The following is a 22,299-nucleotide window of genomic DNA, read 5'->3' on the forward strand; positions in this document are numbered from 1 at the left end:
AACGCGCCGACATAATGAAGATCGGATGGTGCTATAGATGAAAGAACTTGGAGCAGCCATTATCGGCTGCGGAGCCATATTCCCCTTGCATGCCAAGGCGATTCAGGCCACAAAGGGAGTGACACTGCTAGCGGCTGTAGACCGGGAGGTTTCCTTAGCAGAGCAGGCAGGACACGAATTCGGTTGCCTGGCTGTAAGTGATTACCGCGAGCTGCTGAGCAATCCGGATATAGACGTTGTGCATTTATGCACTCCCCATCACTTGCATGCAGAAATGGCCATTGAATTCCTGGCTGCGGGCAAACATGTGCTCACCGAGAAACCGATGGCCGTCAACCTGGCTGCGGCGCAGCGTATGCTTGAAGCGGAGAAGCGCAGTAATGCACAGCTCGGCATCGTATTCCAGAACCGTTATAACGAGGCTTCGCTTAGCATCAAAAAGATCATAGAATCCGGACAATTGGGCCAGCTGGTGTGTATGAAAGGCATTGTTACTTGGCACAGGAGCAAAGAGTATTACACAGGTAGTCCATGGCGGGGCCGTACTGAAACCGAAGGCGGCGGCGTGCTGATGAACCAGACCATCCATACGCTCGATCTGCTGCAATGGTTCGGCGGGGAAATCGCCTCGGTCCGGGGTTCTGTAACCACAGATGCGCTGGATGGAATCATTGAAGTGGAAGATACGGCCCATGCCTACATTATCTTCAGGAATAAGGCCACCGCCTTGTTCTACGGAACGAACGCGTATCGCGTCAACTCTCCGGTTGAGCTGGAGCTGGTATTTGAACAAGGGTCCCTTCATTTACGCAGAGATCACCTATATCTATGGCAAGAGGGAAAGGAAACACTGTTATGCGAACCCAGCTTCGCAGTAACCGAAGGGAAATCTTATTGGGGAACCGGACATAACCGTCTGATTCAGGATTTCTACGACCATCTCGCGTCAGGCCGTGAATTCTGGCTGAATGGTGCCGAAGGCATCAAGTCGCTGGAGTTGATTGCGGGCATTTACAGTTCTTCGATGACTAATTAGACTTGACCCCTCTGCCCCAATCCGTGTTAAATAGAGTAGACACATGATGGAACGCGAGAGAGGGAATAGACAATGGAACGGGCAATGTTTGCAGGAGGCTGCTTTTGGTGTATGGTTACACCTTTTGAAGAGCTTCCGGGAATTCACGGAATCGTCTCGGGGTATGCTGGGGGTTCGGTCGTGAATCCAACTTATGAACAGGTGAAGACTGGGACTACAGGTCATTATGAAGTTGTACAAATTACGTACGATCCGGAGCTGTTTTCTTATGAGCAGCTGCTTGAGCTGTATTGGCCGCAAATCGATCCGACCGATGACGGCGGGCAATTCCAGGATAGAGGGAGCCAGTACCGGACGGCAATTTTTTACTATTCGGATGATCAACGGATGTCTGCCCTTGTCTCCAAAAGCAAGGTAGTGCTCAGTAAACGGTTTCAGGGTCCGGTCGTAACGGGAATCCTGCCAGCCCCCACCTTTTACCGGGCGGAAGAATTCCACCAGGATTATCACAAAAAAAATCCCAAACACTACAAAGAAGACCGGGAACAATCCGGCCGGGATTCATTTATTACCAAACACTGGTAGAGTGTTGATGTAATTGTAGAGAGGTGTCTCATTAGCCATGCGAATGGCTGCTGAGGCACCTTTTGTTAATCAGCCATGAATTGTACGTTTTTTTGCGGAACCCCGGCTTTGCTTCATACTTTCTACACATTTGCCCCATATACTACGGACGCTGATGCTACAATTAATAGGCCGAGACAGACCTGTGTTCAATATAAACAACAACTACACTGTAGAAGGTGACCCTATGTCAAAGATCCAGGCACTGATCGTAGACGATGAATGGAATATGAGAAATTTACTGCGGATATACTTACGGAAGGAAGGTTTTGAGACATCTGAAGCTGCAACTGGACAGGAAGCGCTGGCCTGGGTGAACAAGCAATTCTTTGATGTTATATTGCTGGACGTGATGATGCCGGACATGGACGGCTGGCAGGTTTGCAAGGCCATCCGGGAGACCGCTTTGGTCCCCATCTTGATGCTCACGGCCCGCTCGGAGACGAAAGACAAGGTCAAGGGGCTGGGAATCGGTGCAGATGACTATCTCACCAAACCGTTTGAACCGCAAGAGTTGCTGGCCCGGATATATTCGCTTTTGCGGCGGTCCTCACTGACTCCTCTGGCCAGGCCACAGGATCATTCGCTGAAATTCTCCGGGCTCACTATTTCTCCGGAAGCCCGGGAAGTGCATATTTTGGGAAGGGCTGTAGATTTTACGCAGAAAGAATTTGACTTATTGTCTACATTGGCCAATAGCGGACAACGTGTGTTTACGAGGGATGAACTCTTCTTCTGAAGAGATGATCAGAACCTTCGCAGAATTCTCTAAAGTCAGTATATTCATGATCGCACAGGACCTGGAGATCAAGCTTCATTCAGGGGGACATGATTCTGCTGACCGCTCTTTTATCCGCATGGGAGAGGTGCAGCATATTTTCTCCGGTGAACAGGTAAGCTTTTTGTATAAAGATCCTGAAGGGCACCGATATTTTGTCAACGGACAACCTATCAAGGACAGAGGAAAGGTTCGGTCCGCTCTTTATGTGATGTCTTCCGCAGCCAGCATGGAACAATCACTCAAAGGTGTGCGTAATATTCTGCTGCTAACGGGGGTGGGCGCATTTATCCTGGCATTCGGTATTACATGGGTTATAGCGCGGATACTGTCAAGGCCACTGGTACAAATGCAGCAAGCTACCCGCAGAATTGCCATCGGTGATCTGGAGCATCGGCTAAGCATTACAAGCAAAGATGAGCTCGGGTTTCTTGCCGAAGCAATCAACGACCTGGCTATAGATCTGCAGCGGTACCGGGATACCAGGCAGGAGTTCTTCGCCAACATCTCGCATGAGCTGCGTACGCCGATTACGTATTTAGAAGGTTATGCCAAAGTGGTGCGCGACGGCTTGTATGAGACCGAAGAGGAAAAACAGCTGTATCTGGATATCATTTACCAGGAGGCACACCGGATGGAGCATCTGGTTGATGATCTGTTCGAGCTGGCCAAGATGGAAGAAGGCAAAATTTCACTTACTCCGGTGTGGGTCGATTTCTCCGCGTTGGTACAACAAGCTGTCCGCAAAATGGAGTTGAAGGTCAATGAGAAGGGAATAAAACTCTTTGTCACTCTCAGGGGAGAGCCCTTTCAGATCCAGGGTGAGGAAAAGAGGTTGGAGCAGGTGATACTAAATATCCTGGAGAATGCTGTGCGTTACACCGAGCAGGGCCAGATCCATGTTCAGCTGAGCTTCACTGCCGATTCCCTGTTATTCAGTGTAGAGGATACCGGAATTGGCATTCCGGAGGAGGAGCTCCCCTTTATTTTTGAGCGTTTCTACCGTGTGGAGAAATCTCGTTCCAGGCAGTATGGAGGTACCGGCCTTGGGCTGGCTATCGTGAACAAACTGGTGCAGCTGCATGGGGGAAACATTGTCTTTACCAGCCAAGTCGGTGTAGGGACCTGTTGTACAGTCCAGTTCCCCAAGAAATGGGATGAAGCTCTTCCGGAAACCGAGGATAAATAGAACAAGAGACTACGCTGCTATAGCGGAGTCTCTTTGTGTTCTAAACCGATCAGTGGCCCATTCCTGCCATGCTGCCCATAATTTCCGGATTGACCATTCCAAATATCATCGCAATATGCGCCACCACCAGAAAACCGCTGATCAAGAGGAAATGAAGCTTCATCTGCCCCTCTTCCGTCCGTTTGCGGGCGATAAGCCTCAGATCTAACAGCGCTAACGGCAGCAGGAAAAGTACACCACTTAAATAAAAGCCCACAGCGACCACATCCACCCAGGTATGCCACTCGCCGTTGAGGGTCAGGGGTACAAAAGCTGTTGGAAACAGGTAAAGGAAAATCCCTGTGAAATATAGACCCGCGAGAATACTGCATACCCGGTTAAAGGCTCTCAACGGCCCGTTCCAATTCTTGCTGAAAAGGATCATAAACTCGGTCACGGTGATCGTTTCTGCAAAAATAACGGGAATCGCCATAAACAGAATCAGATTCCAAGGCTGGTTGTCCGCAAGCAGGGACATGTAATGTGTCATATTCATTCTGAAGTCCTCCAGTATCCATTTTCACTGCAGGACTATTCTATAAAATAAATGTGTGGAAAGTATGTTGCGGAGATTGTCCAATGCACGTTCTTCAAGAGAGGGTCAACGCTCTATAAATAGTGTTGCACAGTGCGACTTGCCCCGGTATGATATCACTATTCAGTAGTTTAAAAGAGAGACGATTCTACCGGAGGGAGCAATTACTTAAGTGGATGAACGACATTTAAAGAACCTGTTATTTGATCTGGATGGCACCTTGACCGATCCCAAAGAAGGTATTACCAAAAGCGTGGAGTACGCGCTGAACAAATTTGATATTCAAGTGGAGCATCTGGATCTGCTGATCCCGTATATTGGCCCGCCTTTATACAATTCCTTCATGGAGCTGAACGCTTTCACCGCTGAACATTCACTTCGGGCGGTGGAGTTCTACCGGGAACGTTACCGCAGTGTAGGTATTTATGAGAATAAAGTCATCGCCGGGATTCCGCAGCTGCTCGAAGAGCTGCAGACGATGGGCTTCGATCTATACGTCGCCACTTCCAAGCCAACGGTATTCGCAGAAGAGATTCTGAAGCATTACGGGCTGGATCATTTCTTTAAGCATGTCGGCGGCAGCAATCTGGACGGGACGCGGGCGCTGAAGAAAGACGTTATTCAGTATGTGCTTGACGAGAACTCGCTTCACCCGGAACAGTCACTGATGATCGGTGACCGCAAGCATGATATTATCGGAGCCCAGGCTTGCGGCGTAACCTCGCTGGGTGTCACCTTCGGTTATGGTCCGGAAGAAGAGCTGCTGGCAGCCGGTGCGGATTATATAGCCTATCAGGTTAGTGAAATACGTGAGCTTGTCCTGCAGATAAATTTAAACGAATCTTAAACTAGACCTCCACCCCAATTTAATCTTGCTCCAGTAGTATTGAGAGCATAATAAGAAGCGGGGGAGATCAAAACATGCGTATATTGGAAATGGTTGTATTGGGATTCGGTTTGCTGCTGCTGATCGTGTGTACTGCGGGCAATGGGAAATACCGCAAGATCAGATGGGCGGTAAGTGCCGCAGCCGGGATTGCCTCGGTTCTGCACTTGCTCGTGGAAGGTTACCGGTGGCAGTTGTACCCGGTGTATATCGTTACACTGGTCTTGATTATAACTACACTATTCAGACAAGACGGGGTTAAAAAGACGCGGCGTATCATCCGATATCCTTTGTTGGGCTTCGCCGGCTTGCTGCTTGCGTTATCCGTGTTTCTGGCTGCTGCCATGCCGGTATTTAAGCTGCCCAAGCCGGATGGGGAAGAGGCCGTTGGAACAGTGAGCTATCAGTGGACAGATCAAGAACGGCTGGAGTCCTACACGCCTGAGCCGAAGGATGTACGTAAGCTAATGGTCCAAATGTGGTATCCCGCCAAGACGGTGAACGGAACGCCAATGACTGTGTTTCCGGAAGAGCCGGCGCTTTTTCGGGAATATATGAACGTGTTCGCTGAGTCGATGCATTTACCCGGCTTTGCGCTCGATTATTGGAAATATGCCCGCAGCAACTCTTTTGAAGAGGCTCCGGTACAAGCTGCAGAACGTCCCTACCCGCTGATTATCATCAACCATGGTATGGGCACCTCCGGATTATTGCAAACTTCACAAGCGGAGCACCTTGCCAGTCATGGCTACATTGTAGTGGCTATTGATCATACATACAGCACCGCGGCAACAGCATTCCCGGATGGCACAGTAACCAATTTCCGTTCAGAGACGTCCTCGGATGACTTCTTCGGCAGTGCAGGCGCAATCGGTGAGCTATGGACACAGGATGTTGCCTTCGTAATCCGTCAGCTGGAGGCCATGAATTCAGGGCAGGTGCAAAGTCCGTTTGCAGGCTGCATGGATATGAATAATATCGGCACTATGGGACATTCCTTCGGTGGAGCAACCGCCTTTGAAGCTGTCTATTCTATAGAGTCCATCAAAGCGGGAATTAACATGGATGGGACCCTGTTCACTGTCGATAACCGCAGTCAAATCAACAAACCGTTTATGTTCTTACAATCCGATAATGCTGTCCAAATAAAAGAAGCCTACGATAAGGATACCCTTCCGGATAACGTGCGGGAGCACCTGCTCAAAGAAATGGATATTATCAATCGGGTAGTAGAGCGGGGCGGATTTCACCTGCGCATCAAGGGCAGCGCACATTACAATTTTACAGATCTGCAGCTCTATTCTCCCTTGATAAAATACACCGGAATGACCGGGGACATCGAAGGACACCGTGGAGCCGATATTGTAAACCGTTATGTGCTTGATTTCTTCAACCACTATTTGAAGGGAACGGGCGGTGAACTGCTGAGCGGACCCCGCAAAGATTATCCGGAAGTGGAATTTCAGCAAACCACCATGAATAAGGGAGTGTTCTAGGCAATGTCAATGTCAATGTCAACATCCAACCAATTGCTTGAAGTCCTGCAAGGCGAAAAGGTATTGCTGGCTCCCATGACAGAGAGTCATCGTTCCGGGCTGATGGACGTGCTGCAAAACCCGCAAATCTGGGAATTTACATGGAGAAAGATCACCACAGCCGAGCAAGTAGATCAGTTGATCGATACTGCTTTAATGAATAAAGAGAACGGGACAGAGCTTCCTTTTACGATGATAGAGAAATCTACCGGACGCATTATCGGGACCACCCGCCTTTTTCTCAAGGAAGCCCAGCACCGGAATGCCGAAATTGGCTGCACCTGGATCTCCCCGGATTACTGGAGAACAAAGGTGAACACCGAGGCCAAGTCGCTGCTGCTGCATTATGTTTTTGAACAACTGGCTTATCTGCGGGTGCAATTCTCCGTCAGCGGGTATAATCTGCGGTCTCAACAGGCCGTTGCACGTTTGGGGGCTGTCAAAGAAGGGGTACTGCGCAAAAACCGCATCAAAACTGACGGGACCATTCATGATAATGTCATCTTCAGCATCCTGGATGCAGAATGGCCGGCGGTGAAGGAGAATTTAAATTATTTGCTGAATGTGAAATATTCTTAATCATCTCCCCTAAATTGTGGTATATAGTATCAAGACCACAAAAGTCGTACAGTGGGATTTCCGAGGGGGCGTATCAATGAAAAAGAAAAAGAAAGCAATTATACTAATGGCGGCATTGCTGCTTCCGGGTTTGTGGAGTGCTGGACCAACCGGAATGGATAAGGTCTCGGCGGCTGGTTCCCATGCCAGGCTTATAGAAACAGCTGCTCCGGCAGCCCAAGGCCCAACAACAGATTTGAAAGGGGCCGTAAACGGCAATCTGCCGATTCACATGACAATTAAGGTGGAGCCGGGAGGCAAAGCGACTGGCAGCTACTACTATGACAAACACAAGAAGACCATTCGCCTGACTGGAAATGTCTACAAAAATCAGGTAACCCTCAATGAATATGATGCCAAAGGTACAGAAACCGGCCGGTTCCAGGGCTGGTGGTTCCCGTCTACCGGCTTTGTCGGGGTATGGATCAGTCCGGACGGCAGTCGTCAGCTCCCCGTCGAGGCTTTGACGGCAGCGGCTGCTGCCAATCTCAAGAATCCTTCCGCGGCAGACTGGACCGGTGAATGGAATATGACCGCAGAGATCCCTTTCAGGAATGCCAGGGTACAAATCAGCGGCATCCAAAAAGATAAGCTCACCTTCACGATTGGTGCCCAGGACGGCGGCCATTCCGGCATCATCGATGAAGGCTCCGCCTATCTGCGCAACCGGATTGCCATCTACAAAGAGAATGACGGCTCTGTGGTCTTTTTCTATTTGCTGAATAACCAACTATATGTTGTAAGTCCATCCCCGGTATACTCTGCAGGAGCTAATGTTACCTATACCGGAGCGTATTATAAAGGCCCGGCTAAAGACAGCATTTTCACCTTAAAGGATCTGGGTGTCTTTAAGACGAATGCGGAGGATAAGGCTTTCCGTAAGGTGGTGGGCGATGATTATGAACTCTTTTTGTCCAGTATGCAATTATTGACGCGGGAGAAGGATCAGGACGGATTAAAGGCTACAGTGGTCAAAGGCGGGGTACGCGGATTGTTCACTGTTATGGAAGCTATTGTAATGTATGATGCCAAAGGCCATTATTGGGCTGCGGTGATAGGCAGTCAAAATACCGACAGTGAGGAAGTAGAACTCCCGCAGGTCCAGTTCTACACCAATGTCCCGGGAACCACCAAACTTCCCAAAACCATTGATACGTGGAGACAAAGCTTTCCCGAATATAAAGTCATCTTTATGAATAAATAAGGTTCCATAACACGAATCGAAATAGCCAGATTCATATATTATTGCTATAATAGAAACATATATTCGTGCCTGGATTGTTTGCACAGGCTGCGAAGCCTAGCCCAGCATCAGCCTTTAAAAGGTGGGAATAGATGGCGCATTCGAAAGCCACCTCATGGGAGGCACGCTGTAAGCCTAGGGCGGAGATTGCTAGAGTGCACTTTATACATCAGGATGGGCAAAAGTTGGCTCGTTTTAGGATTTCAGTGTATTGGGTGCAGCAGAAACCGCAGCATTAGCCGAAAAGTGCCTTATGGCTATCCTTTGAATGTACAAAATACATCATGATGGATGTTAGAGCCTCGTTTAAACTATTCTGATGTACGATATACATCAGAACGGATCGAAGGCTGGTGACGAACGCTAATCCATATCAAACAGCCTTCAGTCAGGCTTTCCTTATTTTAATCTGATGCTGCACTAGCCCATATTCATCCCGTCAGGGAGCAGATATGGGTTTATGTTTTTTTGTGAGGGTGATTCTGTGAAATCCATGCTGCTGCAAGTATTGGAGCAAAGATTTGGTGCTGTTCGCAGGTCCAGGCGGAAAGTGGAGCTAACCTCTCTGGAAAAGGACTTGATTCGTTCATTCGGAGCTCCTGTGGATTATGAACGGGCCGGCGGATTTCAGAGCATGGCTTCCTGTCTGGAGGAGCTTGCGGCAGAAGGATGTTTAACGCCGGTTAAGTCCAGCTCCAAAAGCTTCAAGTCTCCATTTATACATACCCGATACTGGTTAGCCGAAAGCCTCCCGCTACAGGCGGGTTGGGATCATTCTGCCATGTTAAGCCTAAGGAAGAAGCTCGATCTGGACTACTTTGAGAAGCATCCGGAAGGACAAACTCCGGAGACCTGGAGTAGGCTGGAACGGCTCTATACATTTATGCTTTTGGCGGAAAGCCGCGAATACATCACTAGGGAAGAACGGTCGCTGGAGCTGTTCGGGCAGGAGAAATGGCTTTCCGAACCGGAAGGCAGACAGCTGCTAACCAGGCTTGGTCTGTCTCTGGACAGCCTGAAGGCAGTAAATGCCCATGAGCCTTTTATCTATTACATCCGTCATTCGCAGACTGTCCGGAACATTCTGATTGCGGAGAACAAATCCTTTTTCCACTCCTCCAAACGGCTGATATGCAGCGGACTTTCGATTTGCGGTCTGTCTGTAGACCTGCTGATTTATGGTGAGGGCTGGAAAATTGACCGCAGTCTGCTTTTTCTGGAAGAGATCGAGATTGATCCCGGGCAAGTCAGCTTGTATTATGCCGGGGATATGGACAAGGCGGGCTGGAATATTTATGGAAAGCTGAAGTTCAGCTATCCAGAGTTGAATCTGCAGCTCGCAGCTCCGATTTATGAACAGATGATGTATTATGGCGAGTTTGGCTATCCCTATGACAATGACAAGGAACAGTTATGCAATCCGGCTCACCTGGAGTTGGTGCGGCAGGAGCTTTCCGCATACCCGGAGCTGCTCCGATATGCAGAGTGGCTGCTTGCGGTGAACCTGCGGGTTCCACAGGAAGTCTTAAATTATGAAGTGATGGCGAGGTTGGCACAAGAATGAACTGGTCTGATTTTGGTGAACGGAACAAACGGCTCAATCCCCTATGGAATCTGGGAGCAGGCATGAACCTTGGCGATATTCAGCCCTATAAAGAAATGATTGCTTTAAGTGTGCTGCTGCAAGTCTATTATCTGGAGCTGGAATCCAATGAGCGAAGATCCCGGGAGGATTTTACCACTTTGGCCTGGACTGCGCTGGAACGGTTTGGCATCGCCCATCTCGGAACGGCTGAATCGGTGGAGCGGCTGGTGGACGGACTGCTGTGGAGCGGGAACGGCGGAGACTTTGAGTCCTTCTATTATGATGATTTGACCGGGCAGATGTCTGTGCAGAAATATAAATATTTTGCCGTAGATGAGGATGCTACTCGCAGCAGCTGGGAAGAGAACGGGCGGACGATCTACAGGCTCTCCGAGTATGCGATGGAGCTTATCTTCATGAGCCATGAGATTATTGATGAATTCCAGATCAGCATCAAGCTGCTGGAGATTCAGATGCATATCAAACACGGACGGGTAACGCGGGCCCTGCAGGACGTGAATGAACTGGTCTCCCGGGTCCGCAAAATGACGCAGCAGCAGCAGGAATACCGGAACGCTCTGCGCCGTAATCCCAAGCATATATTCAGCGAGCTTGGAGTGGCCCGGCATCGGCGGCTGGAGGAAATCAATCAGCAATTCGACGAGGAACGCAAGCATTTTGACAATATCCATCGTTCGCTGGCCAGACTCGCGAATGATGAGAAGGACGTTATTGATTTCAATGAAATCCGCTTGCTCTCCGAGCGGGTCGAGCTCTCCAGACGGGTGCATGATGAGCTGGCTGAGGTGGTTCTGAATATTTTTGAGATGGAGACCAATCTGAGGCTGAATTACCCGGAATTGTTCTGGGGAGCCTCCGGCTTTAACTTCCGTACCCATGTGTGGGAAGAATGGGTCAAGGAGGAAGGTTTGCCTGACGGAGACGGCCTTGAGCTGTTGATAGGCGGACTGTTCGCGCCGGTCCAGGACTTTATCTACCCGCTGCCCTGGGCCTGGGAGGAACAGGAGATCGGCTTCATCCCCGAATTATTGGCCGATGATCCGGACGAAGCGGGAGAGGCGGAGCCTGCTGTATATATTCCGAGAGGTATTCCCTGGGCAGAAGTAGTGGATTTGTGGCAGCCCGTTTTTACGACATTGCTGGAAGAGGGAAGCTATACATTCAGCGCCGCGGCTTTGCCCCCTCAAGAACAGCAGAGATGGGCACGTACACCGGACGCGGTCGATTTATGGGTGCAGTTTTTTCATACGGAAATTACGGTTCAGGAACAGGCGGAGGAAGGCGGAGGAGCCGCAGACGAATGTCAGCAGCTGGTTCGTCAGCTGCTTGCGGAGCATCCGCAGTTTGAGAGCCTGCGCGGGAAGCGGCTCCGCGCGTTCATTGCCTCCGGACAGACGGAACTGGTACGCTTGCCCGGTCTGGAACTGAGCCCTTATACCCTTACGATTGTAGAAAGGTGAGAACATACAGCATGAGTTATTCGCTTGAACAAATGCAGCAGGCTTCACGGCTATATTTTGAGTTGCTCCGCAAAAAGGTCATTCCTCTGGATGATCCAGCAGCAACGGAATGCCTCCAGGATGCCGGGGCTTATGATGCGCTGCAATATATCGCCAAAGAAGGCGGATGCCGCGTAATGAATTCAGGCCACCGTCTTCATCTGCTGGTCAACCCGCTGGGATCGGTGTTTGCCACCAACTTTACTCAGCTGAAGAACAAATACTCCCGGATTGAACGCAAAGCGCATTTACATACCATCAACATCATTATTCTCGTATTTCTGGCCGAAATGGATCAGGATGAGACTCACTTCAAAGCGGGACAGGACAGTATGTCCTACCTTCAAATTGCCGATCAGGTGTCCTCGCTGTTCCAAACCTGGCTGCAGCTGGATCAGGACGGACGGTTCAGCCAGCAGTGGCGGCTGGATATTCAGGCCATGCACAAGATATGGAGTAGCCTGTATATGCAGACCAAAAGCCAGGAGGAAAGCGATCTGCTGACACGGGGGTCCAATTCACGGATCGGGCTGATTCATGAAGGAATGAAGCTGCTGGAAGAAGAGAAGCTGGTCTTTATCTCGGAGACAGAGAAACGGATTTTCCCCCGGGAAGAGCTGTACGAGCGCATGCGTTACCTGTACCACGATGTGGACCGGTACCAGGAATTAAAGGCGCTGATCGGACGAACTTTAGCCGGGAAGGACGGTGAACCCCATGCCGCGCATTGAACGCATCCGCATAACCGGACTTAAATACGAAAAAATGCTCAAGAAATACGACGATATGGTCCTGGATCTCTGCAACGAGGACGGGCCTGCCAATACGCTGATTACGCTGATGAACGGCGGCGGGAAAGGCGTGCTTCTACAGTCCATTTTTCAGCTGCTCATTCCCAAGACCCCTTGGGGGAAAGACAGTGAGAACCAGGTGGAGGCCTTTTTCCATAATCACAAAAAACAGCTCAGACCCTATACCTTTCATGTAGCGATCGAATGGCGTCTCGATAACAGCGAACAAAGTGTCTATATGACCACAGGCATAGCCATGACTGCCCATAACTCACTTGACCAGCAGGACATCAAGGTGGACTATTTGCTGTATGCCATCAATGATTATGGGGAAGCAGCAGACATCACGTTGTCCAGCCTGCCCTTGTTTGACGAAGAAACGGCAGAACCAGCCAGCTTTGAAACGATCCAGCAGTTTGTGCGTGACCGGCGGGGCGAAATCATCCCTTTCGGCAGCCACAGCGCTGACATGCGGAGATATTACGATTTCCTGGCGACCCGGGATATCCACATTGCCGAGTGGCGCAATATGCGGCGGATCAATGGCGAAGAGGGCGGCATTAAGGGATATTTCAAAAAAAATGATGCCTTCACCAACCATAATCTGTTCGAAAAGCTGATCATTCCCGAAATCGGCTCAAGCCTGAACGAAGGACTGCGGGAAGATGACAATACCCTGCAGCGCATGTTCATCGATGCGGCCACCGTAGCCCAGCGGCTGCCCATGCTGGAACAGCGGGAGCAGGCTTACCGTGAATTTCTGGAATTGGCGGCCCCGCTCTATTGTCTGGTGAACCAGGGTGCGGAAGTGGAGCAACGCGTACAGGAGGCTGAGCGGCTTGGCCGGCAGATCTATACCGTACTGCTGGACGAGCTGCGGTATGCCGAGAACGAACGAAGCAGGACTGCGGAGGAGCTGGCAGGACATTATCTGGAGGCCAAACAGCTGCGTTTTGAGGCGGACAATCTTAAGTATCTGCGCAGCAAGGAAGAAACAGAGCAGAAACAGCAGGAAGCCAAACGGCTTGGCGACGATCAGGCAAGGGCACGTTCCCGGCTCGACGATTCCAAAACGCAGGAGAAAAAGCTTGAAGTAGATTATTATCTCGCCAAACGTCAGCTTCACACCCGGCAAATCGAGCAGTGGCAAAAAGAAATTCAAGCCATTGAAGGCTCTCTGGAGATCAAGGAACGCCAGGAAGTTATCCACACTGTGAAAGAGGAGCTGCGGCAGCAGTGGGACAAGGTCTATCGCCTCTGGCAGCAGACGCTTGCGGGATTTGGGGTTTCCCGGCGCTCCCTGGCTGCTGAAGAAAGTTTGCTCCGCAAGGAACGCGAACGTTTCCTGCTGGAGCTCGCAGGCCTCGACAACCGGCTGGGTGAACTCACCGTTGCCATCCGGCGATATACCGAAGAGATGGGGGAATTCTCCGCCCGTTACGGCACGGAAGCAGCCAACGCACCGGCAGCGGCGCTTCAGCGGACATGGAGTTCCGCCCGCAGCATTGCGGACCGGATAGCCAGTCTGGAAGAACAGCGCAAGGAAGCCGAAGCCGGCAAATTGGCCCTGCATAAGCAACATGCCGAACTTCAGGAGAAACGCCGTGTCTCGGAGCGGGAGCTGGAACAGCTCGAACGCCTGCTGGAGATGCAGCTCGGCAAAGAATCGCAGATCTGGTCACAGCTAGTAGTGCTGATTGAAATGTATGAAGAGCATAACCGCTTTGGGGCCACGGGTCTTTTTGAAGAGAAAGATTCCATACCGGGCAGGTTTATCCGCAAAATCGATGAAGTCGAGCAGCAGACGAAACGGCTCAGACGGCATTATTATCACCAGCTGCTGGATGTAGAGCTGCAGACTGAAAGCTACTGGCTCCCAAATTCCGATATTATGGCCATCAAGGACATGCTGGACGCGCTGAAGATCCAGTCACTGCCGGGCAGTTCCTATCTGAATGACCGTCCATATCTTGAACGGGAAGAAGAGCTGGAACGTCATCCCATGCTTCCGTATGGACTGATCCTGACCCGGCGGGAAGCTGACCGGATTCCGCCGGATCTGCTGAAGGATACGCTGCTGAAGTCAGCGGTTCCGCTTTTTATCCGCGAGGATATGGGGGAAGCTGCCGCGAGTTCTTTCCTGTTCCTCTCCAATCAAGGTCCGCAAATGGTTCTGCAGCCTGACCGGTTCCTGAACTGGAAAAATGGAATCCAGGCTAAGCTCAAGGAGCAGGAACAGGAGCTTCAGGATTCAGAAGCTTACTTGGCCAAATTGAAGTCATCCCGCCTGGAGTTTGAACGTATCTTCCAAAGTGACAACTCCGTGACACTTGCCGGCAGGCAGCAGCAGTTGACCGTGCAGCACGAAGAAATACAGCGGAGTACACATGCGCTGAATGTCGAGCTTGAAGCAAACGAAGACTTGCTTATCCAAATTGGCCGGGAGCTCAGCGAAAATGAGGTTATGCACAAGGAGCATGAACAAAAAACGGCTGCCCTGCAGGAGTGGATAGAACGGAGCAAGCGGCAGGAGCTGGATTATAAAGAGAAGCAAAAAAACACCCAGCTCAAGAGCCAGCTGGGCAAAGAGATTGCTGCAAAAGACCAGCAGCTCGAGCATCTAAGTGTTGCCATCGAAAGTCTCGGCGCGGAGCGTGAACGCTGGATGGGCGATGCCAAATATTCTTTGCTTCCCAGAGTGCAGCAATGTTTTCCCGAAGTTGTATTCCCGTCTGACGTTCTTACCGCTGATGTGGAGAATAATGAGGCAATAGATCCAGGCGAACAGGATCTTCTGCTTCAGCAGCTCAGCCATGTAGAGAGTCTACAGCAGTCGCTTAGCGAGAATCAGGTAGAGATCAAGACCCGGGCGGCCCAGATCAAAGGCGCCAGTGAGAATCTGGCTGAGCTGGAGGCAAGCCTGAATCAGGTTGATGTCTTGTGGCGGAATGCCCCCGAGCCTGTGGATTCAGCCGATGCCATCATGACCGCGAGGACCCGCCAGAAATCGGATACCGCTATGCTGGATGAGGATTACCAGAACATCCATGATGCTTATATCCGCTGCCAGACCGAAATGGAGAATCTGCAGAAGGAACTGCGCAAAGCGGAAAAAACAATCAAAGAAAAACATGAGCGTAGCGTAGAGATCTGGAAAGAGTCCCTGGACCCTAAAGAACAGGACATTCAGTCACGTACGCAGGAGAACGAAAGATTGCTGGCTCTGTGTAAGAGAGGTCTGGAACGGATGGACGCACTGCTCCAAACCATATCCAATCAGGTTAAGATTATGCAGACGCATACCCTGGACCGGGTTCAGGCGCGGGATGTGCCAGAGGAGCTGCGGCTCCGTGTACGGGAAGGCTGCGAGCCGCTGGTCTCCGACTGGCTGGTGCAGAGCAAGGAAAGCCGGGCGGCCCGGGACGAAATTGTCCGAAAAGTGAAGGAAGAGAAACATTCACTCAGTGCGAGATTGGCCAAGAGCGGCTGGAGCGCCGAACTGGAGACCAAGATTCAGGATCGTTTGAACCTCGTCCATTGGGAGGACTTCGCCATTGCAGGGCAGGTTCTTGATTCCATGCTGCGCAGTTCACAAGACCAGATTGAGAGTATCGTCAGCGATAAAGAAAACATGGAGCTGTCCCGCAAAATGTGGGTGGGGCGGGCTTCAAAGCGGGTTGTTCAGATCATTGATATCCTGAAGCGCATGGAGCGGCGGATGATTATCCATAATGAAGGAAACCATGCCTTTCCGCTTGTACGGCTGAATTACAAGAACATTACTGTGCCCAAAACAAGCGATGATGTGGAATCCATGGTGAGCGACTACTTTAACCGCTGTATCCAGGAGCTGCTGCAGAAATACCCCAAGATCGAGCAGGTGCCTGCACTGGCGGTCAAGGAAATCATCAACGATGGCCGGGTAGTCTACGCGGCGCTCCAGAACCGTTTCCCGGTTCTACAGGTCTACAAGCCGGTGACAGAGAATTATTTTCTCTATGCCGCACCGGAAGAATATCATTATTCGGATTGGGAGGTCATTAACCGCGGAGCGCTGGATGAAGCTGTCGGCAGCGGCGGGCAACGCCAATCGGTCCAACTGCTGGTAGCCATGATGATTATGACCCACAAACGGGTCAACCGCGAGAACAAAGGCTGGACGGTCTTTTTATATGATAATCCGTTTGGCGAAATGGTCTCGAATAATGTGCTTGACCCCGTGTTTGAAATCTCGAAGGCGCTCAAATTCCAGTGGCTGATCGTCACACCGCCTGAGCTGGTCAAGAACGATGTCAGTGTTCGTTTCGGGGTTTATTGGCAGCTCTATTTTGGAGGGAATAAAGGGGATATGCTGGAATCCACCTTGGTTAAAGGCGGGCGGAAATTGATTCCGGTCTCGCTGTTCTAGATAAACAAATGATGGCTTTTGAATGGGGGGGGTCCGCAAGCCGCAATGGCTGTTGGACGCCCCTTTTGCTTGAAGGGTAGCTGCATTCACCTGCCTATTCTGCAGTATTAAATTTAGAAGAACCTCCTTTTGTGGAAATGCAACTATTCTAGTGATAGTACGTATCCGATAATAGAATAAGGTAATATAAGGGAGGTATAGAGGAGACATGATCCATAAAACCTTAAAAACGATGCTCGCAGCGCTCCTGCTGAGTGTATGGATTCCCACTTTCGGCCTTGCTTCAAGCTCTCTGCCGAAGCATAATAGTTCCTTCTACGTGAACGACTTCGCGGATGTCATTGATCTGAAGAGTGAGAATTTCATGGTGAACTATGGGGTGCAATTACATAAGAAGACTGGAGCACAGGTAGTGGTAGTCACGGTAGATTCCACTCACGGAACTTCGTTAAAGGAATACGCCACCTCATTGTTCAATAAATGGGGCGTGGGGTCTGCCGAGAAGAATAACGGGGTGCTTGTGCTGCTATCCATTCAAGATGATGATTATTGGGCTGTGCAGGGTAAAGGAATTGAGAACACGTTAACGGACGCTAAGATGGGGCAGATTTTGTCCACATACCTGGAACCGGACTTTGCAGCCAAGGGCTACAGCAATGGGGCACGCAAAACCTATGGGGCTTTTATTCAATTCTTTGGCGGAACATGGAACGAATCGCTGAATGCAAGCAGTGTGGTCGCCGACAATGCCGGGGTTTTCAAAAAAGTGACCATCGACTATCTGAATCAATCCGCCAGCAGATATCACGCCACAGCCGGAAGCAGGGTCTATATAGTTACCGTTAAGAATATCGGAGATCAGACCTTGCAGGAGTATACGTATAAGAAATTCGCTTCGGCAGGAGCACGTGCCCAAGATGTGATGCTGGTGCTTGATATTGGAGGCAGCAACTACCATGTGCTGCAAGGGAAGAATATCGATAAGGTTCTGACCAATAATAAAATTAAAGGTATTCTGGACACGGCGCTGGAGCCTTTGTTTGCTGCAAAAGACTATTCCGGCGGGGCTGTCGCAGTCACAAATGTTTTTTATGAGTTCTTTCTTTCCAGAGCCGATAATGGCGTAGCTGTTAGCGCTGTGCCCAATCCGCATGAGGTAGCCGATTACAGCGGTGTTTTAATTTTTGGTTTTGTGATCTTTGTCATCCTAGTCGTGTTAGGCGCAATACGTACCGTTAAGCGCAACCGAAACCTGTCCGAGTATGGCCTTGCCTACAATCCCTACAGTCGGAGGAATGTCCGGCGCTACGGAGCCTGGACGCGGGGTCACGGGTACTGGTATGGTGAACAGTGGAACTATTACCCGCAGCAGATGACTTACGTTGGAAATACCGGCGGAGGCGGTGCTTCGAGTGAAGGTGGCGCTGGGCGTTACTACGGTGGAGACAGTAATCATGGCGGAGGCGGCTCAAGCAGCGGTGGCGGTGCGGGGCGGTATTCCTCGGATGACAACGACAATGACGACTACAGCTCTTCGGGTGACGGGGGCAGTGCAAGCAGCGGTGGCGGCGTAGGCCGCCATTAAATAACGGAGAGGATGGATGAAGAATGGAAGTGAAGAATATCCCTTGGGCAACAGGAACCTGGACGACACCACCCGTGTCAGTATTAGAAGAGGATGGGGCGCTTATTGTTCAAGGCGCGGAAGGCAGCGACTACTGGGAGAAGACATTGTATGAATTCCAGCATACCAATGGTCATGCGCTCCTTGCCCCCTGGGAGGACGACCAAGGAGTTGAAGTCACGTTCCGGCTGGACAGCTTTACGGAATTATATGATCAAGCCGGATTAATGCTCTGGGTGAGCCCTCTGCAATGGATCAAAGCAGGGATTGAGTTGAATGATGGTATCCCACACATAGGCGCAGTAGTCACCGACGAATATTCCGACTGGTCCCTCTCTCCTGTAGCTGAATGGGCAGGAGCAACTGTTACGATCCGGGCTTCACGCATGGGTGATGCCGTCATCATCCGTGCTCGTACTGAGGAGAAGCCATGGCGGACGATCCGGGTAGCGCGCTTTCCGCATACCTCCGGCAAGCAGGCGGGCCCCTTCCTGTGTGCGCCCACCCGTGCAGGCTTTCACGTTACCTTCACTGGTTGGAGGCACACCTTGGCGGATGTTGACTTGCATACCGACCCGCCTGTCTCTTCATAATCTTGCAATATTCGTTAAGAAGCTGAGGCGGCAGGAGAGACCTGTCGTCTTTTGTTGGCCCGTCATAACTTAATTGTATACCCGGATACCGGCCATTGCCGTAGCGTCAGACTTCTATGTATGCTACGATGTTTTCTAGTATGAAAAAGAGCATCATCGGAAAAGGCAGCAGGTTGGGTTAGAGGAGGAATCAGGTTGACACTGCAACAACTCCGCTACGCGATAGAAATCGCCAACAGCGGATCTATGAATGAAGCCGCCAAGCGGCTGTTTGTCTCCCAGCCGAGCCTGTCCAATGCCATTAAAGAGCTGGAGAGCGAGCTTGGCATAACGATCTTTGAACGAACGAACCGCGGGATCAGCGTGTCTGTGGAAGGAATTGAGTTCCTGGGTTATGCCCGCCAAATCATCGAGCAAGCCGAGATTATGGAGAACCGGTACACCGGGAAGAAGCGCAGCCCGGTTTATTTTTCCGTATCCACGCAGCATTATGCCTTTGTTGTGGATGCTTTTGTGAAGCTGATGAAGCTTAGAGAGATTTCCGAATACAATCTAAGTCTGCGGGAAACCCAGACCTATGAGATTATTGAGGACGTGCGGACGCTGCGCAGTGATCTGGGGATTCTCTATATCAATGAAAGCAACTATAAGGTGATGAACAAATTGTTCAGCGACGGGAATCTGAAGTTCACTCCATTGTTCAATACCAATCCTCATGTCTACATAAGAGCCGGACATCCGCTCGCCACGTTTGAATTGATCAGGCTGGAGGATATCCTGCCTTATCCCTATATTACTTTTGAACAGGGGGACAACCATTCCCTGCATTTCTCGGAAGAAATGCTAAGCTTCACCCAAATCGAAAAAAATATTAAAGTAAATGACCGGGCCACGCTGACAAATCTGCTGATGGGGACCGATTGCTACACCGTGGGGACGGGAATTCTGGCATCGGAGTTGAATGGGGAAGCGCTGATCACGATCCCTTTTGAGAGCAGTGAAGTATTCACCGTGGGCTGGATTGCCCATAAAGACCGCAGACCCAGCGAAATCGCCTCCGGCTATATAGAAATCCTGAACGATATCGTTGCCCGGAACTATTTTGACCTAAACCACTTCTTACTATAACGGCAGGAGGAACGTATGATAAGCCCAGTTACCGGAACTCACAGGAATGCTCCACCCTTTCGCTGCGATATCGTCGGCAGCTTCCTGCGTACAGAAGAGATAAAAGAAGCCCGCTTGAAGCATGGCAGCGGGGAGATCACGGCGCAACAGTTATATGAAACGGAGAATGTTGAGATTGGTAAGCTTGTGGAGCAAGAGAAAGCGCTGGGTCTGCAAGTCGTGACGGATGGCGAATTCCGCCGTTCGTGGTGGCATCTGGACTTTTTCCTGGGCATTCAGGGCACGGAGAAGATCAGCTTGAATCAAGGTTCTGTTAAGCCGGAGGCGAGCCGTGCAGAGAGCTTTCGGATTGTGGACAAAATAACGTTCGCAGACCATCCCATGATCCGGCAATTTACTGACTTCCATAAGCTGGCCGGCGGCACTGCCGCCAAGATGACGATTCCTTCCCCGGCATTGTTCCACTTCGTGGAGGATTATAATGGCAACAACGTCTACCCGGACCGAGAGACCCTGTTCACAGATATTATCCGTGTGTATCAGGATGCGGTTCAGGCATTTTATGATGCGGGCTGCCGTTATCTTCAGTTCGATGATACCACCTGGGGTACCCTGTGCAGCGGCAGGCACCGGGCACATCTGCGCAGCCGGGGAATTGATCCCGAGGAGCTCGCGCTGGATTATGTCAGACTCATCAACGAGAGTATTAAGAACCGTCCGCAGGATATGACGATTGCCTTGCATGTCTGCCGGGGCAACTTCCGCTCTACCTGGTTCGCGGCTGGGGGATATGAACCGGTGGCGGAGACTTTATTCGGTCAGGCAGAGGTGGATGCTTTTTTTCTGGAGTATGATAATGAACGCGCCGGAGGCTTTGAGCCGCTCAGATTCATCAAGGATCAATTCGTCGTCCTTGGACTGGTCACCACTAAACATGGCGGACTCGAGAGCAAAGAAATGCTCAAGGCCCGCATTGAAGAGGCGGCACAGGTTGTGGACATCAATAAGCTCTGTCTCAGCACCCAATGCGGGTTCGCTTCTACCGAAGAAGGCAATATACTGACCGAAGAAGAACAATGGGACAAAATACGCCTGGTGATGGAAACCTCACAAGAGATATGGATATAGCCAATCCTAAGAGAAGCAAAGCCGTAAAACGAAAATGTGACGGCTTTGCTTCTGCTAGTATACTAATTCCAGTGCATAGCCTCTGCTGCCCTTTACGAGAGTTAACTAACAAGAGTATAATAAATAACGATTGTTTTTAATCAACGGTGAAAGCGAGCGAGATCATATGGGACGCAAGTGGAATAATATCAAAGAAAAGAAAGCCTCGAAGGATGCTAACACAAGCCGTGTCTATGCAAAATTCGGCGTTGAAATTTATGTAACCGCCAAGAAGGGCGAACCCGATCCTGAAGCCAACCGGGCACTCAAAGTCGTGCTGGAACGGGCCAAGACCTACAACGTCCCTAAAGCTATCATCGACCGGGCATTGGAAAAAGCAAAAGGCAACGGGGAAGAAAGCTATGAAGAGCTTCGCTATGAGGGCTTTGGACCAAGCGGTTCTATGATTATCGTAGATGCATTGACCAACAACGTGAACCGTACCGCTTCTGCTGTACGTTCCGCTTTCAGCAAGAATGGCGGGAATATGGGCGTAAGCGGATCTGTGGCCTATATGTTCGAACCAACAGCGGTCTTTGGCGTCGAAGGCAAAACAGCCGATGAGGTCATGGAGCTCTTGATCGAAGCGGATGTTGATGTCCGTGATGTGCTGGAGGAAGAGGAAGCTGTTATCGTCTATGCCGAGCCGGATCAATTCCATGCCGTTCAGGAAGCATTCAAAGGTGCGGGTGTGACTGAATTTACGGTGGCCGAGCTGACCATGCTGGCTCAGAACTATGTCACTCTTCCTGAAGATGCCCAGGTGCAATTCGAGAAGTTGATTGACGCACTGGAAGATTTAGAGGATGTGCAGCAGGTCTACCACAACCTCGATTCAGAAGAATAACCTGTCTCACAGGAGCTGACTCAAAAGCCATGTAATGGCTGATTGGGCCAGCTCTTGTTGTTTGGAGCAGGAAGGAATATATTGGATATACAAAGGGGTCGCTCCTTCTAAAATGGTTGCTTAACACTTCCATTTCCCAAAGGGCGATTTTTT

The 22,299-nt window shown here is 50.5% G+C and carries 18 protein-coding genes; 17 read left to right on the forward strand and 1 reads right to left on the reverse strand.

The annotated features are described in order from the left end of the window. Positions 1-37 precede the first annotated feature (37 nt). From IEY53_RS06220 to IEY53_RS06235, 4 genes are all read left to right on the forward strand, one after another. Complete coding sequence (locus IEY53_RS06220) at positions 38-1,036, forward strand: Gfo/Idh/MocA family protein (protein WP_189023020.1); 999 nt, start codon at positions 38-40, stop codon at positions 1,034-1,036. A 72-nt stretch (positions 1,037-1,108) separates the two neighbouring features. Beyond that, the gene (msrA, locus tag IEY53_RS06225) at positions 1,109-1,621 is read left to right on the forward strand and encodes a peptide-methionine (S)-S-oxide reductase MsrA (RefSeq protein WP_189023022.1); all 513 of its coding nucleotides are present in this window, start codon (positions 1,109-1,111) and stop codon (positions 1,619-1,621) included. Positions 1,622-1,847: 226 nt separating this feature from the next. Then, positions 1,848-2,399, forward strand: coding sequence for a response regulator transcription factor (locus tag IEY53_RS06230; RefSeq protein WP_189023025.1), 552 nt, complete (start codon positions 1,848-1,850; stop codon positions 2,397-2,399). Beyond that, entirely contained in the window at positions 2,383-3,627 is a 1,245-nt protein-coding gene (locus IEY53_RS06235; protein ID WP_189023027.1) for a sensor histidine kinase, read from the forward strand. The genes IEY53_RS06230 and IEY53_RS06235 overlap by 17 nt, the downstream gene beginning before the upstream one ends. A 49-nt stretch (positions 3,628-3,676) precedes the next feature. Here the strand turns inward: IEY53_RS06235 and IEY53_RS06240 are convergent, their stop codons facing one another. Beyond that, positions 3,677-4,162: a DUF6803 family protein gene (locus IEY53_RS06240; protein WP_189023029.1), complete on the reverse strand. Its 486-nt coding sequence runs from the start codon at positions 4,160-4,162 to the stop codon at positions 3,677-3,679. Between the two features lie 211 nt (positions 4,163-4,373). On the opposite strand from IEY53_RS06240, the gene IEY53_RS06245 reads away from it, so the two are divergent. The 13 genes from IEY53_RS06245 to IEY53_RS06305 all read left to right on the forward strand — a co-directional run bounded on the left by IEY53_RS06245 (position 4,374) and on the right by IEY53_RS06305 (position 22,146). Further along, on the forward strand, positions 4,374-5,048 hold the full coding sequence (locus IEY53_RS06245; RefSeq protein WP_189023031.1) for an HAD family hydrolase: 675 nt from the start codon (positions 4,374-4,376) through the stop codon (positions 5,046-5,048). Positions 5,049-5,122: 74 nt separating this feature from the next. After that, positions 5,123-6,583: an alpha/beta hydrolase family protein gene (locus IEY53_RS06250; RefSeq protein WP_189023033.1), complete on the forward strand. Its 1,461-nt coding sequence runs from the start codon at positions 5,123-5,125 to the stop codon at positions 6,581-6,583. A gap of 3 nt (positions 6,584-6,586) precedes the next feature. After that, on the forward strand, positions 6,587-7,201 hold the full coding sequence (locus tag IEY53_RS06255) for a GNAT family N-acetyltransferase (RefSeq protein WP_229696014.1): 615 nt from the start codon (positions 6,587-6,589) through the stop codon (positions 7,199-7,201). A gap of 76 nt (positions 7,202-7,277) precedes the next feature. Beyond that, positions 7,278-8,444, forward strand: a complete 1,167-nt coding sequence (locus tag IEY53_RS06260) for a hypothetical protein (protein WP_189023035.1) — start codon at positions 7,278-7,280, stop codon at positions 8,442-8,444. A gap of 532 nt (positions 8,445-8,976) precedes the next feature. Then, entirely contained in the window at positions 8,977-10,047 is a 1,071-nt protein-coding gene (locus IEY53_RS06265; protein WP_229696023.1) for a Wadjet anti-phage system protein JetD domain-containing protein, read from the forward strand. Beyond that, positions 10,044-11,549 carry a hypothetical protein gene (locus IEY53_RS06270; protein ID WP_189023039.1) on the forward strand — a complete coding sequence of 502 codons (1,506 nt, stop codon included), beginning with the start codon at positions 10,044-10,046 and terminating at the stop codon, positions 11,547-11,549. Before IEY53_RS06265 ends, IEY53_RS06270 begins: the two co-directional genes overlap by 4 nt. Before the next feature lie 11 nt (positions 11,550-11,560). Continuing rightward, entirely contained in the window at positions 11,561-12,319 is a 759-nt protein-coding gene (locus IEY53_RS06275) for a DUF6063 family protein (protein WP_189023041.1), read from the forward strand. Beyond that, on the forward strand, positions 12,306-16,787 hold the full coding sequence (locus tag IEY53_RS06280; RefSeq protein WP_189023043.1) for a coiled-coil domain-containing protein: 4,482 nt from the start codon (positions 12,306-12,308) through the stop codon (positions 16,785-16,787). The genes IEY53_RS06275 and IEY53_RS06280 overlap by 14 nt, the downstream gene beginning before the upstream one ends. A gap of 208 nt (positions 16,788-16,995) precedes the next feature. Then, the gene (locus IEY53_RS06285; RefSeq protein ID WP_189023045.1) at positions 16,996-18,372 is read left to right on the forward strand and encodes a TPM domain-containing protein; all 1,377 of its coding nucleotides are present in this window, start codon (positions 16,996-16,998) and stop codon (positions 18,370-18,372) included. Between the two features lie 23 nt (positions 18,373-18,395). After that, positions 18,396-19,004: a DUF1349 domain-containing protein gene (locus IEY53_RS06290; RefSeq protein ID WP_189023047.1), complete on the forward strand. Its 609-nt coding sequence runs from the start codon at positions 18,396-18,398 to the stop codon at positions 19,002-19,004. Between the two features lie 195 nt (positions 19,005-19,199). Continuing rightward, entirely contained in the window at positions 19,200-20,132 is a 933-nt protein-coding gene (locus IEY53_RS06295) for a LysR family transcriptional regulator (protein WP_189023049.1), read from the forward strand. A gap of 15 nt (positions 20,133-20,147) precedes the next feature. Next, a complete protein-coding gene (locus tag IEY53_RS06300; protein ID WP_189023052.1) occupies positions 20,148-21,260 on the forward strand; it encodes a 5-methyltetrahydropteroyltriglutamate--homocysteine S-methyltransferase in 1,113 nt (370 codons plus the stop codon). A 166-nt stretch (positions 21,261-21,426) separates the two neighbouring features. Beyond that, positions 21,427-22,146 (forward strand): YebC/PmpR family DNA-binding transcriptional regulator, encoded by a 720-nt coding sequence (locus tag IEY53_RS06305; RefSeq protein ID WP_189023054.1) that lies wholly within the window; start codon positions 21,427-21,429, stop codon positions 22,144-22,146. The last annotated feature ends 153 nt before the right edge of the window (positions 22,147-22,299 follow it).

Source organism: Paenibacillus albidus, assembly GCF_014644435.1.
Classification (GTDB): domain Bacteria; phylum Bacillota; class Bacilli; order Paenibacillales; family Paenibacillaceae; genus Paenibacillus_AQ; species Paenibacillus_AQ albidus.

Coding starts and splice junctions, on each gene's coding strand:
- msrA (WP_189023022.1), top strand. CDS start 1,109: ATGGAACGGGCAATGTTTGCAGGAGGCTGCTTTTGGTGTATGGTTACA.
- IEY53_RS06240 (WP_189023029.1), bottom strand. CDS start 4,162: ATGAATATGACACATTACATGTCCCTGCTTGCGGACAACCAGCCTTGG.
- IEY53_RS06265 (WP_229696023.1), top strand. CDS start 8,977: ATGCTGCTGCAAGTATTGGAGCAAAGATTTGGTGCTGTTCGCAGGTCC.
- IEY53_RS06250 (WP_189023033.1), top strand. CDS start 5,123: ATGCGTATATTGGAAATGGTTGTATTGGGATTCGGTTTGCTGCTGCTG.
- IEY53_RS06290 (WP_189023047.1), top strand. CDS start 18,396: ATGGAAGTGAAGAATATCCCTTGGGCAACAGGAACCTGGACGACACCA.
- IEY53_RS06255 (WP_229696014.1), top strand. CDS start 6,587: ATGTCAATGTCAATGTCAACATCCAACCAATTGCTTGAAGTCCTGCAA.
- IEY53_RS06280 (WP_189023043.1), top strand. CDS start 12,306: ATGCCGCGCATTGAACGCATCCGCATAACCGGACTTAAATACGAAAAA.
- IEY53_RS06275 (WP_189023041.1), top strand. CDS start 11,561: ATGAGTTATTCGCTTGAACAAATGCAGCAGGCTTCACGGCTATATTTT.
- IEY53_RS06305 (WP_189023054.1), top strand. CDS start 21,427: ATGGGACGCAAGTGGAATAATATCAAAGAAAAGAAAGCCTCGAAGGAT.
- IEY53_RS06230 (WP_189023025.1), top strand. CDS start 1,848: ATGTCAAAGATCCAGGCACTGATCGTAGACGATGAATGGAATATGAGA.
- IEY53_RS06220 (WP_189023020.1), top strand. CDS start 38: ATGAAAGAACTTGGAGCAGCCATTATCGGCTGCGGAGCCATATTCCCC.
- IEY53_RS06235 (WP_189023027.1), top strand. CDS start 2,383: ATGAACTCTTCTTCTGAAGAGATGATCAGAACCTTCGCAGAATTCTCT.
- IEY53_RS06260 (WP_189023035.1), top strand. CDS start 7,278: ATGAAAAAGAAAAAGAAAGCAATTATACTAATGGCGGCATTGCTGCTT.
- IEY53_RS06300 (WP_189023052.1), top strand. CDS start 20,148: ATGATAAGCCCAGTTACCGGAACTCACAGGAATGCTCCACCCTTTCGC.
- IEY53_RS06285 (WP_189023045.1), top strand. CDS start 16,996: ATGATCCATAAAACCTTAAAAACGATGCTCGCAGCGCTCCTGCTGAGT.
- IEY53_RS06270 (WP_189023039.1), top strand. CDS start 10,044: ATGAACTGGTCTGATTTTGGTGAACGGAACAAACGGCTCAATCCCCTA.